The sequence below is a fragment of the Streptomyces sp. JH34 genome, assembly GCF_029428875.1.
Lineage (GTDB): Bacteria > Actinomycetota > Actinomycetes > Streptomycetales > Streptomycetaceae > Streptomyces.
Window position 1 is genome coordinate 660,146 of the sequence record NZ_JAJSOO010000001.1, and the last position, 15,865, is coordinate 676,010.

At 71.2% G+C, this 15,865-nt stretch carries 12 protein-coding genes and 1 tRNA gene; 4 read left to right on the plus strand and 9 right to left on the minus strand.

Annotation, left to right across the window (positions count from 1 at the left end):
- Positions 1-82: 82 nt before the first annotated feature.
- Entirely contained in the window at positions 83-598 is a 516-nt protein-coding gene (locus tag LWJ43_RS03125; RefSeq protein WP_277330722.1) for a hypothetical protein, read from the plus strand.
- A 601-nt stretch (positions 599-1,199) separates the two neighbouring features.
- Here the strand turns inward: LWJ43_RS03125 and LWJ43_RS03130 are convergent.
- Positions 1,200-1,273: transfer RNA gene (locus tag LWJ43_RS03130), tRNA-Pro, on the minus strand.
- 324 nt (positions 1,274-1,597) lie between these two features.
- On the opposite strand from LWJ43_RS03130, the gene LWJ43_RS03135 reads away from it, so the two are divergent.
- Positions 1,598-4,621: a ThuA domain-containing protein gene (locus tag LWJ43_RS03135; protein WP_277330723.1), complete on the plus strand. Its 3,024-nt coding sequence runs from the start codon at positions 1,598-1,600 to the stop codon at positions 4,619-4,621.
- 31 nt (positions 4,622-4,652) lie between these two features.
- Here the strand turns inward: LWJ43_RS03135 and LWJ43_RS03140 are convergent, their stop codons facing one another.
- The 5 genes from LWJ43_RS03140 to LWJ43_RS03160 all read right to left on the minus strand — a co-directional run bounded on the left by LWJ43_RS03140 (position 4,653) and on the right by LWJ43_RS03160 (position 10,409).
- On the minus strand, positions 4,653-5,264 hold the full coding sequence (locus LWJ43_RS03140; RefSeq protein WP_277330724.1) for a GTP-binding protein: 612 nt from the start codon (positions 5,262-5,264) through the stop codon (positions 4,653-4,655).
- Positions 5,242-5,613 (minus strand): DUF742 domain-containing protein, encoded by a 372-nt coding sequence (locus LWJ43_RS03145; protein WP_277330725.1) that lies wholly within the window; start codon positions 5,611-5,613, stop codon positions 5,242-5,244. The genes LWJ43_RS03140 and LWJ43_RS03145 overlap by 23 nt, the downstream gene beginning before the upstream one ends.
- 2 nt (positions 5,614-5,615) lie before the next feature.
- Complete coding sequence (locus tag LWJ43_RS03150; RefSeq protein ID WP_277330726.1) at positions 5,616-6,050, minus strand: roadblock/LC7 domain-containing protein; 435 nt, start codon at positions 6,048-6,050, stop codon at positions 5,616-5,618.
- 7 nt (positions 6,051-6,057) lie between these two features.
- A complete protein-coding gene (locus LWJ43_RS03155; RefSeq protein ID WP_277330727.1) occupies positions 6,058-8,034 on the minus strand; it encodes a sensor histidine kinase in 1,977 nt (658 codons plus the stop codon).
- Positions 8,035-8,396: 362 nt separating this feature from the next.
- On the minus strand, positions 8,397-10,409 hold the full coding sequence (locus tag LWJ43_RS03160; RefSeq protein WP_277330728.1) for a beta-galactosidase: 2,013 nt from the start codon (positions 10,407-10,409) through the stop codon (positions 8,397-8,399).
- A gap of 572 nt (positions 10,410-10,981) precedes the next feature.
- On the opposite strand from LWJ43_RS03160, the gene LWJ43_RS03165 reads away from it, so the two are divergent.
- A complete protein-coding gene (locus LWJ43_RS03165) occupies positions 10,982-12,058 on the plus strand; it encodes a LacI family DNA-binding transcriptional regulator (protein WP_277330729.1) in 1,077 nt (358 codons plus the stop codon).
- 248 nt (positions 12,059-12,306) lie between these two features.
- Here the strand turns inward: LWJ43_RS03165 and LWJ43_RS03170 are convergent, their stop codons facing one another.
- Complete coding sequence (locus LWJ43_RS03170) at positions 12,307-14,103, minus strand: ABC transporter ATP-binding protein (RefSeq protein ID WP_277330730.1); 1,797 nt, start codon at positions 14,101-14,103, stop codon at positions 12,307-12,309.
- A gap of 166 nt (positions 14,104-14,269) precedes the next feature.
- Between LWJ43_RS03170 and LWJ43_RS03175 the strand changes: the two genes are divergently transcribed.
- Positions 14,270-14,542, plus strand: coding sequence for a hypothetical protein (locus LWJ43_RS03175; RefSeq protein WP_277330731.1), 273 nt, complete (start codon positions 14,270-14,272; stop codon positions 14,540-14,542).
- 111 nt (positions 14,543-14,653) lie between these two features.
- On the opposite strand, the gene LWJ43_RS03180 is transcribed toward LWJ43_RS03175, so the two are convergent.
- Positions 14,654-15,097, minus strand: coding sequence for an SRPBCC family protein (locus LWJ43_RS03180; RefSeq protein WP_277330732.1), 444 nt, complete (start codon positions 15,095-15,097; stop codon positions 14,654-14,656).
- A gap of 165 nt (positions 15,098-15,262) precedes the next feature.
- Entirely contained in the window at positions 15,263-15,763 is a 501-nt protein-coding gene (locus tag LWJ43_RS03185; protein ID WP_277330733.1) for a cupin domain-containing protein, read from the minus strand.
- Positions 15,764-15,865 lie beyond the last annotated feature (102 nt).

A 15,865-nucleotide genomic window follows, 5' to 3' on the forward strand; every position in this document is an offset into this window, starting at 1 on the left:
CCGGACTTTTCCGCTGCCTGGCATTCGTTGATTCCGATGGTGTATAACGCAGGCGGAATTCACATCGACAGAAAGCGCGGCCATGCCGACGACCGAAGAACCGGCAGGACAGGAAAAGTCCGGAACCCCGGACGCCGCAAGGGCTTCCCGGACCTCGGACGACCGCCGCGTCGACCGCAGCGGCATCGCCGTAGCCGCGGCCCTGCTGCTGGCATGCGGCGTGTTCGTCACCTTCGGAGTCCTCGACTCCGATGACGACCCGGTGGCCGAGCGGCCCGCCACGCCCACCGCCGAGGTGACCTACGAGGTGCTCGGCGAGGGCGCGGCCGACATCTCCTACCGCGGGGCCGGCGGCGACAGGGCGTATGTCGTCACGAACGTCGGCCTGCCGTGGAGGAAGACCGTGAGCATTCCGCTCGGCGCTTCCCCGATCGTCAACGTGACCCTCGGCGCGAAGGGCGGCACGGCGGACTGCACCCTGGCCGTACGTGGCAAGCACATCCAACGCGCCACCGCCACCGGCGCCTTCGGCCGGACCACGTGCAGCGGTGAACTCCCCACCCCCGAAGCGTCCGCAGCCCCTGAGGGAAACCGGTGACCTCACACCTCCTCCGTCGTACGGCCAGGGCCGTGGCGGCTGCCGCCGACACCCTCGCTCCCACCTCCCCGGTGACGCCGACGGCGCGTATCCCGGCGCTGGGGCCGGGCCGGTCCGGGTCACCGCGCTTCAGGTGGACGACGAACGCGCGGATCCTGACACCGCCGAGCGGAAGCGGCCCGCGCCTGGCCGGGAGAGGACGTGATCGCGGCGATCAGGCCCGGCAGGACGCACCGGCCGGTCTGTGACGACGGCCACAGGGGTGACCCTGACCAGCGCCGAGGTCCGGCGTCGGCCACTTGCCGCGTCCGCGCCCCCTTGATGGAGCAGGGCCTGACCTGCCTCGGTCAGCAGCGGGAGGTCGGCGAGCCGGCTGCCCCATCGGCGGGCCTGCGACAGTTTCCCCACGCCGAGGACGTTTCCGGTGGCCGTCGCGAGGGCGTCCAGTCGCTCATGCGTCGCGGCCGGGGGTGCATCTCGACCGAGTCAGGGTGCGCTTCGGCCCCGTCAAGTGCGCTGGTCCCCAACGGGTCCCCAAAAATGATCGAGGGGCCGTTTCAGATTTCCTCTGAAACGGCCCCTGACCTGCGACTTCGAAAAGTCGGGACGACAGGATTTGAACCTGCGACCCCTTGACCCCCAGTCAAGTGCGCTACCAAGCTGCGCCACGTCCCGTTGCCCGTCTGACCTGGGGTTTCCCCCCGGCTGAACGCGCATGAGAACAATACCGCACTTGCACCGGTGCTCACGAACCCGTTTCCGGGAGGCTAGACCTTGACCATGCTTGAGGTCTGCGCATCTTCGAAGCGACCGCACAAGGCCCCTCACGCACGTCAGCGGCATCCCGCGCCCGGGTCCCGCCCCGCCCCGGCACGGCGTCGCCGGTGAGGGCCCGCCTGCCCGTTGACCCGGCATTGCCGTCGACCTACGCTGGGCCACGCACATCAGTAAGCGCTTTCCATCCCCCGCCCGGCCCCACACCGCACCGGGAGCGCACTCATGAGCAGCCGCCCGTCACGCAGCAGTGCCTCGCCCCAGGCCCTTCCCCCCGCGTCGATCGCCGCCGTCGCCCTGTTCGCGCTCATGGCGCTGGTCATCGGTGCGGTGACGGTCGCCTCGTTCCCGAGGGCTCCGGTGATGTCGTTCCGCGTGCTGGTGTACTCCGGGGCGGCGCACGGGTCCCGGGAAACGGTCCGAGCCGGTGTCGACGCGGTGAGGGAACTGGGAGCCCGCAACGGGTTCGGGGTGGAGGCCACGGAGGATCCGGCCGTCTTCGAGGACGCCGGTCTGGCGCGGTTCCAGGCGATCGTCTTCAACAACACCGCCGGCACGGCTGAAGGCGCGGCGGAGGGCGACGACGGCCTCGACGAGCAGGGCCGTGCGGCCCTGCGGAACTACATCCGGGCGGGTGGCGGGTGGGTCGGACTGCACGACGCGTCGGCCGGCGCGGGTGACTGGGACTGGTACGAAGGTCTGGTCGGCGCCACCCTCGACCGGAGCGCTCCGGTGCAGCCCGGAAGGGTCGAGGTCCTCGACCACGCCCACCCTTCCACGGTGACGCTTCCGGACCTCTGGGAACGTACGGAGGACCGGTACGACTGGCGCACCGCTCCGGTCACGAGGGTGCACACCCTCGCGCAGATCAGGGTGCGCGACGGCATCACCGGGCGCGACGAGGGTGTGGGCCACCCCTGGTCGTGGTGCCAGGACTACGACGGCGGGCGTTCCTGGTTCACGGCGGGGGGCCACGCGCCCTCGGCCTTCCGCTCGGAGGGCTTCCTCGCCCATCTGCTGGGCGGCATCGAGTGGGCCGCGGGCGCGAAGCCGGGCGACTGCACCGCGACCCGGGCCGGTTCCTTCCGGCGGACCAGGCTCGCGACAGGTGGCCCCGGCGATCCCGTCGACGTGGCGGTGGCGCCCGACCGCCGGGTGTTCGTCGCCCGGCGGACCGGTGAACTCGAGGTCGTCGACCAGCGGACCATGAGGGTCTCCAGGGCTCTGGACTTCGCGTACGGCCCGGGGACGGCCCTCTCGGACGGGCTGATCGGTCTGGCTCTGGATCCGGGCTTCTCCGAGAACCACTGGCTCTATCTCCTGCGTCCCGACACCGTCGGGAGGCGGCTGGTCCTCTCCCGTTTCACGGCGGGCCAGGACACGGTCAATCCCGCCTCGGAGAAGCGGCTGCTCACCCTTCCGGGCCGGCGGGCCCAGGACGGGGACTCCCTCTCACCGACGGGTTCGCTCGCCTTCGACCGGGAGGGCCGGCTGTACGCGGCGACGGGCGACATCACGCTCCCCCTCAACGCGGGGGGCCCGAACGATCTGCGGGGCGCGATCCTGCGGATCACCCCGCAGGACGACGGCACATACACCGTGCCGGAGGGCAACCTCTTCCCGCCGGGCACCGCCGGCACCCGCCCGGAGATCTACGCGATGGGCATGCGCAACCCCTACCGGGTCACCGTGGACCCGGTGAGCGGCACACTGCTGGCGGCCGACACGCGCCCCGACGGCACCGCCGGGTACTTCCGGATCACCGGGGCGGGGCAGATCGAGCGGCCCTTTCTCTGCTCGGGCGGCGTCCCCCGGGGGGCGGCGGCCTGCGTTCCCCGTGTCAGCGGCGCACCGGACGCCACCGGTCCAGGCGGCATCACGATGAGCGGCCCCGTCTACGACTACGACGCGGGGAGCCTCCACCGCACCGGATTTCCCGAGTACTTCGCCGGGAAGTGGCTGACGTACGAACCGGTCGGCCGGCGCTTCACCACCCTCTCGTTCCAGCGGAGGGCCCGGACGTCCGCCGGCCCCCGGCCCGGGACGGTCGCGGCCGGTGAACTGCAGTCCGTCGACGGCGTGTTCGAGGACATGGAGTGGAACCGGCCGACCGCCGCCGTGTTCGGTGCGGACGGCGCGTTGTACGTCGTCGACGCCGGGCGCGACGACGGTGCCGGGGACGACGAGAGTGCCGGGGTCTTCCGGATCGACCACGTCGGCCTCGGCCGGCTGCCCGGTGCCGCCGTCACCGCCGACCGTGACAACGGTCCCGCCCCGCTGACCGTGGCCTTCACCGGAGCGGGCTCCGGGCTCCCCGCAGGAGAGCCGGTCACGTATGCCTGGGACTTCGACGGCGACGGCGGCACCGACTCGACGGAGGCGAACCCTTCGTACACCTACCGCGCCGAGGGGCGGTTCACCGCGCGCCTCACGGTGACCGGGCCGGCGGGTACGACGGCCGTGGCCGGCCAGGACATCACCGTGGGCAACACCCGCCCCCGGATCAGCGTCCAGCGGCTTCCGGACGGTGGACTGTTCCGCCCCGGCGACAGCATGGACTTCACCGTGGACGTGAGGGACGAGGAGGACGCGGGGACCACCCCTGTCGACTGCTCCCGGATCCTCGTACGTTCACAGGTCGGCCGTCCCGGAGCGCTGCGCCCCCTGCCACGTTCACGCGGCTGCGGGGGCTCGATCGTCGCGGAGGCGGGTGCCGTCACGCCCGGCCTGTACCGGGTCACGGTGCGGTACACGGACAGGGGCGGCCCGAAGGCCCCGGAACTCACGGGTTCCGCCTCGCTCACCCTGCGCACGGCCTTGCAGGAGGCGGAGCGGTTCACCTCGACCGGGGGCGCCCACGGCGGGGCCGTGGCGGGCAACCGGGCGGACGCCTCGGGCGGCAGGACACTGACGGAGATCGAGGACGGGGACTGGATCGCCTTCGATCCGGTGCACCTGAGAGGCATCCGGTCGGTGACGGTCGGGGCGACGCCGTGCGGGCTCGGTGGGACCGTCGAATTCCGGGACGGCTCTCCCGACGGCCCTCTCCTCGGCTCGTCGCGTGTCCCCGGGGCGGGGCTCGGCGGCGGGGACGTGTCACCGACGACCGAGTTGAGGATCCCCGGCGGCGGCGGGCGCCTCTACGTGGTGTTCACCAACCCGGCGTGGAGCAGCGAGAAGCCGGACCTGTTCGCCGTGGACTGGCTCCGCTTCGCCGGGCCGGGGGCCGGGAAGCCCGGGACAGGGTGACGACGGCTCACGGCCCTCGGACGCGTCGAGGTCACGGATGTGCTCCGAAGCCCGAGAGTGGCGCGGGCGCCGTGGCGTTGATGAGGTGCTGGACGAGAGTGACCAGCGCCCCGGTCCCCGAGCTGGCGATCCTGGCGTCGCAGAGGACGACCGGCACCTCGGGCGCGAGATCGAGCGCCGCCCGCACCTCTTCCGGTTCGTAGCGGTAGGCGCCGTCGAACTCGTTGACGGCGACGATGAATCCGATGCCGCGCCGCTCGAAGAAGTCGACGGCCGCGAAGCACTCGGCCAGCCGGCGCGTGTCGGCCAGCACCACCGCGCCGAGGGCGCCCTTGGACAGTTCGTCCCACATGAACCAGAAGCGCTCCTGTCCCGGCGTACCGAAGAGGTAGAGCACGTGCTGCTCGGACAGCGTGATCCGGCCGAAGTCCATGGCCACGGTGGTGGCCGACTTGGACTCGATGCCTTCGAGACTGTCGGTCGCCGCACTGACCTGCGTCAGGAGCTCCTCGGTACTCAGCGGCTGGATCTCGCTGACGGCGCCCACGAACGTCGTTTTGCCGACGCCGAACCCACCCGCGACCAGGAGCTTGAGGGCCACGGGGAAGAATTCGGAGCTGTCAGAGCTGTCGTCGTAGACCATCGAGCACTGCCTCCAGCAGAGATCGGTCGGTTGGCATGTCGTGGAAGGCGGGGGCGTGCGCGGTGACCGCCCCGCAGTCGACCAGGTCGGACAGGAGGACCTTGGTGATGACGGCGGGCAGCCGGAGATGCGCGGCGATCTCCGCCACGGACGTGGGTCCGCCGCAGAGTTCCAGGGCCACGGTGTGTTCGGGGCCGAGGTGGACCTGGGGATCGCTCCCCGTCGCCATCACCAGGGAGAGCAGATCGAGCACGGTGGTCGGCCGCGTACGGCCGTTGCTCACGGTGTACGGGCGGATGAGCCGGCCTGCCGCGTCGTCGAGCAACGGCCCGTCCTGCGGGGCCGGCATCCTCACAGCCCCGGGCTGAACGGCGCTCCGGCCGGCTGCCGGAGCGGCGTCATCAGGTAGGGGCGCACGCTCTTGACCAGCATGGCCATCTCGTAACCCAGTACGGCGGCGTCCGCCTCGCGGCCCGCGAGGACGGCGAGGCAGGTGCCGGAGCCTGCGGTCGAGACGAACAGGAGGGTGGAGTCGAGTTCCACCACGACCTGACGCACGTCGCCGTTGTCACCGAACCGGGCACCGGCACTCCGGCCGAGTGAGTACAGGCCCGCGGCCAGGGCCGCCATGTGATCGGCGCTGTCCGCGTCCATCCCGTGGACGGATTTCACCAGTCCGTCCGCCGAGAGGAGGACGGCGCTGCGTGTGTAGGGCACGCGTTGGACCAGGCCGCTCAGCAGCCAGTCGAGGTCCGAGACCTGACCGGACGGCATTTCGCTCGTCATGATGCGTCTACTCCTTGACGGTGTTCTGGGTTCGGCGATCCGGTTCGGGTGTCTGCGGGGTCCGGTGCCCCGGGCCGGTCCGCTCCGAGCCTGCCGTCGCCGTGCTGGTGGGTGCCCGGAAGGGCAGTGGGGCGAGGCCGTGGGGCCGTTGCGCCCCGACGGTCGGGGCGGGGCCGGTGGCGGCGGGTGCGACACCCGCTGCGCTGTGGGGTTCCGTCGTCTCCGGCTCTTCGGCGGTCTGGGCCTCGGCGAGATCGACTCCGCGCCGGAAGGCCGCCATCAGGCCGGGATCGTGCAGGACGTTCTCGTCCTCGGTTCGCCGGACCGGGGCCTCCCGCAACTGCGGAACCAGGTGCTCCTGGTTGCTGCGCTTGGGCAGCTGAGGACGTGCGGGTGCGGCCGGCGCGGTGGTGTCCGTCGTGGGCGGCGCGGACTCGACGGGTCCGGCCGGTGGGAAGGGGCCGTCGGAGGGGGCGGGCACCGGCGAGGGAACGGGCTCCGGGGGCCGGACGGGGCGGGTGACCGGGGGGGACGCCGCGGGATTGGGCCGGTCGACGCGCTCGGCGCGCAGCGGCAGCGGGGGCCCGCCCCTCTGGCCCTCCCTCACGGGAGCGGGAGTCGGGTCGAGCCGTGCCGGCGGATCTGCCGCCACCTGGGTCGGGGCCAGGGGAACCGCGGCCTGCGCGGGCGGCAGGTGAGCGGCGCCGGGTGACGGGACCGGAGCCGCTGCGGGGGCCGTGGTGGGTTCGATGTCGATGCCGAGGAGGACCTCGGGCAGCACGAGTACCGCCTGTGTACCTCCGTAGATGTTGCTCTGGAGGCGTACGGCGATGCCGTGTCTGCGGGCCAGGGAGGCGACCACGAACAGCCCGATGCGCCCGTCCTGCAGCAGATGGGCGACGTTGACCTGGTCGGGGTCCGCGAGCAGGGTGTTCATCCGCTTCTGCTCGGGGCCGGGCATACCGAGCCCCCGGTCCTCCACCTCCAGGGCCAGACCGGCGGTGACGCGCTGGGCGCGCAGCAGGACCTGGGTGTGCGGTGCGGAGAACACCGTCGCGTTCTCGACGAGTTCGGCGAGGAGGTGGATGACGTCGGCGACGGCGTGTCCGCGCAGGGTGCCGTCGACCGGCGGGACCAGTTTGACCCGTGGGTACTGTTCGACCTCCGCGATCGCCGAGCGGAGCACTTCCGTCATGGTCACGGGGTTGCTCCACTGCCGCCGGGAGACGGCGCCGCCGAGGACGGCGAGGTTCTCCGCGTGCCTGCGGATGCGGGTGGCGAGATGGTCGACGTGGAAGAGGCCCTTGAGCAGGTCCGGGTCCTCGACCTCGTTCTCCAGTTCGTCCAGGATCTGGATTTCGCGGTGCACGAGGGACTGGAGCCGCCGGGCGAGGTTGACGAAGACCTCGACCTTCTGTTCGTTGCCATTGCCGCGGAACAGCTGCGAGGCCTCGACGACGGCCGCCACCGCACTGTCCTGCGCGCGGTTCATCTCCTGGGCGAGGAGGTCGAAGGCATCCGCGTCCGCGGCGGCGGGGGGCGTGGCCCGGCGGGCCGGCAGGGGCTCGCCGTCGCGGATCTGTTCCACGAGGCGCTGGAGCTCGGCGTGGTGCTGGGCCCCGGTGCGCCGGAGCGTTAGCGCACGGTCGAGCACCCCGGTGGACACACGGTTGGCTCCGAGGAAGGCCGCCGCCACGGCCGCCACGGCGAGGGCGCCGGATCCGCCGAGTGCAGCCAGGAGGCTGCCCGAGGGGCGCACCCCGGAGGCCCGGATGGTGAAGATGACGGCCGCGGCTCCGCTGAGGAGAGCAGCCACGGTCGGCAGGAGCGCCGTGCGCATCAGCTGGGGTCGCAGGCGGCCGTCGGGAGCGGGACGGGCGGTGCGCGGCCGGCTCGCGGCCGAGTGGGCACGGCCACCCGGCCGGCCGTGCCGTCCGCCTTCGCGGCGTTCCGGTCGCGCTTCGGTTGCGCGAAGTTGAGACATCTTCGTCCTCGGTACGTGGGGCACCAGGAATCGGCAATTCGTGTGGTGACACCTACGGTGGTCGGTAAGGCCCGGGTCAACGGCTGGGGGCGGACTCGACCGATAGGAGCCCACCGTTGATCACCGGCAACACACGGTAGTCGTCAATCGCCGATGCTCGGCGTGCAGTTGTCGAAGTTGCCCGCCGGGCGTCCCGCTCTGGTATGACGTCTCGCACGGACGGCCGAATCCACCGGTCGCCGACTCCGCATGGACGTGCGGGCATCGACCTTGCGTGCGAATCGTGCGCGCGGTCTCAGCCGAGGCGCGGGATGCGTGCTCCAGCCATCCCGCTCTCTGTCCGCGATCGGTGCCGGGGCACCTCAGCGCTCGACGACGACGGCCGTCTCCAGCGCGGGCACCGTGAGCAGCTCCGACACGTCCTGACCGCGCAGCAGTTCACGGCCGGCGGTGGGCACGTCGACGTCCTGGGTGGTGTGGTTGACGACGAAGAGGAAGCTGCTGCCGTCGTCGCCGTGCCGGCGTACGGCCTCGACGCCCTGCGGCAGGCCGGTGACGACCGGCGTCACGTCGGCCTCGGTGAGGAGGGCGTCGACGACGCCGGCGACCCCGTCGTCGTCGGGGCGGGTCGCGACGTACCAGGCGTGGCCGCGGCCGGCGCTGTTGCGGGTGACGGCGGGGAGCCCGGCGAGGGGCCCGTCGGCCCAGGTGCGTACGGCCTCGGCTCCTTCGAGGTGGGTGTTCTCGCTCCACAGATCGGCGCGCGTGCCGTCGTCCAGGGTGAGGACCTCGTCCTCCTGGAGTGGATGGAACTCCTCGGAGCGCACCCCGAGCAGTTCGCGGAAGGCACCGGGGTAGCCGCCGAGCCGGACGTGGTCGTGCTCGTCCACGATGCCGCTGAAGAAGGTGATGAGGACACTGGCGCCGGCGTGCGCGGCCTCGGCGATACGTGCCGCGTCCTGGTCGTCGACGGTGTACAGGGTGGGGACGACCAGGGCCCGGTAGCCGGAGAGGTCGGACCGGGGCGACACGACGTCGACGGTGACCCCGCGTCGCCACAGGGCGCGGTACCAGCGCATCATCTCGTCGAGGTAGCCGAGGGCCTGGGTGGGATGGCCCTCCATCTCCGAGGCCCACCAGGAGGGGTAGTCGAAGACGAGGGCGATGTCGGCGTCGACGCGGCTCCCCTTGACCGGCGCCAGGGCCCGGAGCAGTCGGCCCAGCTCCACGGTGTTGCGCCACACGTCGGAGTCGCGCCCGGCGTGCGGGAGCATGGCCGAGTGGTACTTCTCGGCCCCCGCCGCGGACTGCCGCCACTGGAAGAACATCACGGCGTCGGCGCCCCGTGCCACATGGGCGAGCGAGTTGCGCACCATCTCCCCGGTGCGCTTGGCCCCGTTGCGGGGCTGCCAGTTGACCGCCGACGTGGAGTGCTCCATCAGCATCCACGGCGCCCCGCCCGCGACGCCGCGGCTGAGATCGGCACTGAACGCGAGACCGATGTGGGCCTCGGGGTCGCGGGAGACGAGGTAGTGGTCGTTGGCCACCACGTCCATGTCGCCGGACCACGAGAAGTAGTCCACCCACTTGTTGGCAGTGGTCATCATGAAGTTCGTCGTCGTCGGCACGTGCGGGGTGATCTCGCGCAGTATGTCGCGAAGGGCCCGGTAGTGGACGAGCTGCTCGTCGGAGGAGAAGCGGGCGAAGTCCAGTTGCTGGGTCGGGTTGACGGACGTGGGGGCGGATCGCGGCGGCAGGATCTCCTCGAAGGAGTCGTAGCGCTGGGCCCAGAAGGCCGTGCCCCAGGCCGCGTTGAGCGCCTCGACGGTGCCGTACCGGCTGCGGAGCCACGCGCGGAAGGCCTCGGCGGCGGCGTCCGAGTAGTCGTGCGGCACATGGCAGCCGAGTTCGTTGTCGACGTGCCACACGGCCAGTGCGGGATGGTCCCCGTAGCGCTCGGCCATCCGGCGGGTCATGCGGCAGGCGTAGTCGCGGAACACGGGTGAGGACACCGCGTAGGACTGCCTGGACCCCTGGTTCAGCACGGTGCCGTCGGCGAGTTCGGGCAGGATCTCCGGGTGCCCGCGTGTGAGCCACGGGGGCGGCGACGCGGTGGCGGTGGCCAGGGCGACGCCTATGCCCGCCGCGTGCAGCCGGTCGAGCACCGCGTCCAGCCACTCGAATTCGAAGTGCCCCTCACGCGGTTCCAGTTGCGCCCAGGAGAAGATGGCGAGACTGATGAGGCCGACACCTGCCTCCTTCATCAGTTCCACGTCCTCCAGCTGGACGTCCACCGGCCACTGCTCCGGGTTGTAGTCACCCCCGTAGGCGATCCCGTCGGTGCGCAGCGGCCAGGCGCGGCATTCGTTCGTCATTCCGGTCCATCCTCCTGCGAGCACACGGGACAGCTGTCCCGCGCCTGGTGGTGTGCCGTACGGCGGGGTCGCCGGTGCACGGGAAGCCAGCTGCCCGGCGCGCCGGGCCGGTCACCGGTCTTGTAACGTTTCAACAGAGTCCGCCGTGGATCTCACGACGTCTTCCGTCGACCGACCGCATCGGCCCTTGAGCGGCCGACGGCGTACCGCGGGGAGATCCACGGTCCGCGCGTTCAGAAGCACCCCTCCCCGCACACACGGTTCGAGCGCTCCCGGAGACCGGAGGACGAAGACCCTCCGCACACGGCTTGCCGCGGCACCGCGGGACGCGTCCGGACCCCGCCCCGGAGGGCCGGACCGGCTTCGGAAGGAGCGTAGGCAGCCACGGATGTTGACGTCAACATCCGTGCGCGCGCGAATGCGGGGACTGCCGGATCCTCTGCACGCGACCCTCGCGCGGGTGAACTCGGGTGGGAGCGTGCGGACTTCGTTGCACCACGGTTCCGGGACCCGCGCTCGCATACCCTGGCCGGGTTCACGTACCACCAGGCGGTAGGCGCGCGGAGGGAGCCATGGACGGCGTGCGAGCAGGATCCGGGCAGGCGCGGCGGCCACGTCGTGAGGCGTCGATCGACGACGTGGCGCGGCGGGCCGGCGTCTCCGGCCAGACGGTGTCCCGTGTCGCCAACGGCCGCGACAACGTGGGGGCCGCGACCCGCGAGCGAGTGCTGGCGGCCATGAGCGAGCTGGGCTACCGCCCCAACAGCGCCGCTCGCGCCCTGAGATCGGGTCAGTTCCGCAGCATCGGTGTCATCGTCTTCACCCTGACGTCCTACGGCAACCTGCGGACCCTGGAAGCTGTCGCCGCCGCGGCCACGGAGCGGCGCTACACGATCACCCTGATGCCGTTGACGCACCCCACGCACGCCGATGTGAGCGCCGCCCTCGACCGGCTGGGAGAGCAGGCTGTCGACGGTGTCGTCGTCATCATCGAATCGCACCTGCTCGGGACGGCGGAGGCCCAGCTCCGCAGGGGTACTCCGGTCGTCGTGGTGGACTCCCGGGCGGCCGACCGGTCCGCGGTGGTCGACACCGACCAGTTCACGGGTGCCCGCCTGGCGACCGAGCACCTCCTGGAACTGGGCCACGACACCGTCTGCCACGTCGCCGGCCCCCGTGACTCCTACTCCGCCGAACTGCGCCTGCGGGGCTGGCGCGAGACCTTGCTCGCCCACGGCCGGCCCGTGCCCGAGCCGGTCCACGGCGACTGGTACTCCGACTCCGGGTACACCGCCGGGCGAAAGTTCGCCGAGGAGCCGCAGCTGTCGGCCGTCTTCGCCGCGAACGACCAGATGGCCCTCGGTGTGCTGCGCGCTCTGACCGAGGCGCGTCGGCGCGTCCCGGAGGACGTCAGCGTCGTCGGATTCGACGACATGCCCGAGGCCAGGAACTTCATCCCGCCGCTGACGACCGTCCACCAGGACTTCGCCGCCGTCGGCAGGACGGCTGTGCACGCGCTCGTCCAGGAGATCGAGGGCGGAGCACCCGCCGAGTACACGGAGATCGCGCCGCGGCTCATGGTCCGGGGAAGCACGGGCAGACCCGCCGGGCACCGGCAGGATCCCTCCGCACCGGCCTCCGGAGGGTGAGCCGGCGCCCGTGGACGCACCGGACGCCGCGCACCGTCCGTCTCCCCGGTCCCTGACGGCCCCGGCCGGGAGGGGGCCGGGGCCGACGCTCCGGTCAGGCGTGGGCGGAGTACGACCTCGTGCAGCCGTAGGTCTTCCCGGCGTTCTGGACGCACCGGCGGAGGCCGGCCGGGAAGCGGTGGTCGGCCGCCGCCCCGGCCCGTCACCCCCACCCCCTCAGCAGCGGACCTGTGGAGGGACCGCCCGCATCACCTCGACCGGGCGGGCTGCAGCCCCGCGTACACACCGTCGGCGCCCAGCAGTTCCTCGTGGGTTCCCACCTCGGCGATCCTGCCGCCCTCCATGGCCACGATGCGGTCGGCCCCCTGGATCGTGGAGAGCCGGTGGGCCACGACGAAGACGGTCCGGCCGTGCACCAGCCGTGTGAGTGCCTCCTGCACGAGGGCCTCGGACCGGTTGTCGAGCGCGGAGGTGGCCTCGTCGAGCACCAGCACCCTCGGGTCGCGGATCAGTGCCCTCGCGATGGCCAGGCGCTGCTTCTGACCACCCGACAACTGCGCCCCGTGCTCCCCGATGACCGTGTCCAGTCCGCGCGGCAGGCGGTCCACGAATTCCAGCGCGTTGGCGTCCTGGAGGGCTCGCATCAGCGTCTCCTCGTCCGTGTCGCCCATGCCGTAGGTGACGTTGTCACGGATGCTGCCCTCGAAGAGGATCGACTCCTGGGGCACCACCGACAGGAAGCGGCGGTAGGTCCGGAGATCGAGTCCCGCCATGTCGGTCCCGTCGAGCAGGATGCGGCCCGAGGTGGGCCTGATGAACCCGATGAGCAGGTTGAGCACCGTGGATTTACCGGCGCCCGACGCTCCGACGAGCGCGATGGTCTCCCCCGGCCTCGCCGAGAGGGTGAACCCGTCGACCGCAGGCTTGCCGTCCTCGTACACGAATCCGGCGTCCTCGAAGTCGATACGGCCGACGACGCTCTCCACCCGCGCCTTGCCGGCGTTGTTCTCCAGGTCGGGGGCCTGCAGCACCTCACCCGCCGAACGCACGGACTCCAGCCCCTTGGCGAGCACGGGAGCCAGACCCAGCAGTGTCGTCACGGAGCCGGTCAGCACGGTGAAGAAGGAGCTGAGCATCACCACGTCCCCGGGGGTGATGGCCATCCATCCGTGGTACGCCACCAGAGCGGAGCCGGTCAGGCACAGCACACCGAGCGTGTTGAGGATGACCCAGGCCAGTGACGCGAAGCGGCCGTTGATCGTGTCCAGGCGCATCCCGGCCACGAACACCTGCCGCAGCGAACCGTCCACCCGGCCCAGCGCTGTCCGTTCCAGGCCGTGGGCGCGGGTGATGGGGATGAGGGACGTCATCTCGCCGACCCGGGAGGAGAGTTGCTCGACCTCACGGCGGAAGGACTCGTTGTGACTGCGCAGTCGGCCCCGCAGTTTCATCACGAGGAAACCGGAGGCGGGGACCACGACGAGGAAGACGGGCAGGAACTCGGGCACGCGGACCCCGATGACGACGAGCCCGCCGATCAGCGTGACGACCGCGCCGAGTCCCATGTCGGAACTCTGCTGGACCATCTGCTCCACAGCTTCGACGTCACGCACCACCTTGGCCTGCAGCACGCTCGAACTCACCCGTGAGTGATAGCCGATGGACAGTTGCTGCATCCGGCGGCAGAGCGCCGATCGCAGGGTGGTGCCCATGCGCCGGATGCTGCCGGCGAGGCATCGGACGTACCACTGGTGGAGCGGGTAGTTGATCACGAGGATGAACAGCAGGACGCCGCTCGCCTTCCATATCCCTGATTCGGGACCGTGCTGGACGACCACGTCGAGGACGGTGGCGGTGATCAGGGGCAGCAGCCAGATGGGGCTGTGCTTCACGACGAAGATGGCGACCGCCAGGGCCAGCCGGCCCCTGTCGGGGCGGAAGAGATGGCCGAGCGTGCGGACCGGGTTCTCGCCGCGGTAGCGGTGATCGAGGTGGTCGAAGGGTGCCAGGGGTTCGGCGGACAGCGATGAAAGCGCTTTCTCCATGCGGTCATCCCACCTGTTCCCACTTCCGCCGACAACCCCCGTTCCACGGGAAGAGACGGAAGGGCGGCACACACACCGGCACTCTTTCGAGGTGACGCTGCGTAATCCCGCTCGGACCGGGTAGCGGGCCGAGATGTTCAGGTATAGGCGTGTACGAGTTCTGACCGTGCTGCTCAGCGGCTGGGTGGTGCTGACCGCTGTGGAGCGATGGGGGGAACGGGCACCGTGGCCGAGCGCGGTACTGAGCGGGCTCCTCTGGTCCTGCGTGGTGGCCGGCGTCTGGTGGTTCGCGGAATGGACCCAGTCACCGCTGCGCACCGCGCGCCAAGCGCGCGCGGAGGAGGAGGCCCTGAAGGACGGGGCGCCGCTCGAACGGCACCCGGACACGGACGGTCCGGTCACCCGGGGAGCCGAGACCGCGGCAGCGTCCCGGCGCTGACTGCCCGTCACGCTCCCGCGACAGACGTGACCGCCCGTGCCGCCCTTCCCGGGCGCACGGGCGGTCACCGTCTGCGGGCCGTCCCCGGCAGGACGGACGAACGTGCCGTGGTCACAGACCGCGGGGCCCGTCACCCGCCACCGTCGACTCGGCCAGCTTCTGGAACTCGCCCAGGTCGTAGTTAGCCAGGGCCGAGTCCAGATTGGTCAGGGCGCCGAGGTGCTCCACGAATCCGCGGGGGTCGTACTCGATCTGCAGGGCGACGCGGCTGGAGGTGTCGTCGAGCCGGTGGAAGGTGACCACGCCGGCGTGATGCACACCCTCGATGGTCTTCCATGCGATCCGGTCCTGCGGGACGACCTCGGTGAGCTCCGCGACGAAGCCCTTGTCGGCGCCCGGCAGGGACAGCTGCCAGGAGAACCGGCGGTCGTCCATCGGGTCCACCCGTCGCACGTGGCTCAGGAACTTCGGCCACTGCGTCACGTCGCTCCACAGAGCCCAGGTGACGCTGACGGGCGCCTTGATGTCGACGGTTTCGACGAGGGAGGAGGACATGGAGAACAACCCCTTCTTTGCTCGGTCAGGTCTTGCGCTGCCGAGTACCCGATAGTCGGCGGCGCACGCATGCCCTTCTCGCCTGCGGGCAGGCCCCCTGCGGCGCGACCGCCCGGGCCCAGCCGGCCACCACGCACGTCACGGGCGCCCGGCCGCCGTCGTCCTTCACGAGGCGTCCAGCGCGGCACGCCAGACGGCACTCTCCACGTAGTGGTTGTCGAACCGCTCGGCGGACTCCGCGATCTCCTTCGGATCCGCCTCTCCCCGCATGACCCGGCCGAGCAGACGCAGGTACGCGAAGCGGTCCATGCTGCGGTCGAACACGAACAGGACGTCAGCGGTGAGGCCGGGGGCGGCGGCGAAGGCGTGCGGGGTACGGGGCGGGACCGCCAGGAAGTCCCCCTCCCGCAGGACCGTCACCTCCTCCCCCACGAGCACCCGCAGGGCTCCGCCGACCACGAAGAACAGCTCCGTCGCCCTGGTGTGGAAATGGGCCGGTGCCCCCACCGCCCCCTCGGCGAAGGTGGAGCGGTAGCTCGTGAAACCGCCCTCGCCGTCACCGGCCTCGCCGAGCAGACGCATGGTGCTGCTCGGGTCGACGCAGGTCTCCGCATCGTTGTGACGGGTGAGCAGCGGGAGGTTCGAGGTGGCCGTGTTCTTGGTCATGAACACGACTCTACGAGTGCATATGCCCATCATCCAGGGCCATTTGGGCCGTGGACCCCTGGGCCAATCGGTAGCAGGACCGCAGTCCGGCGCTCCTCGCCC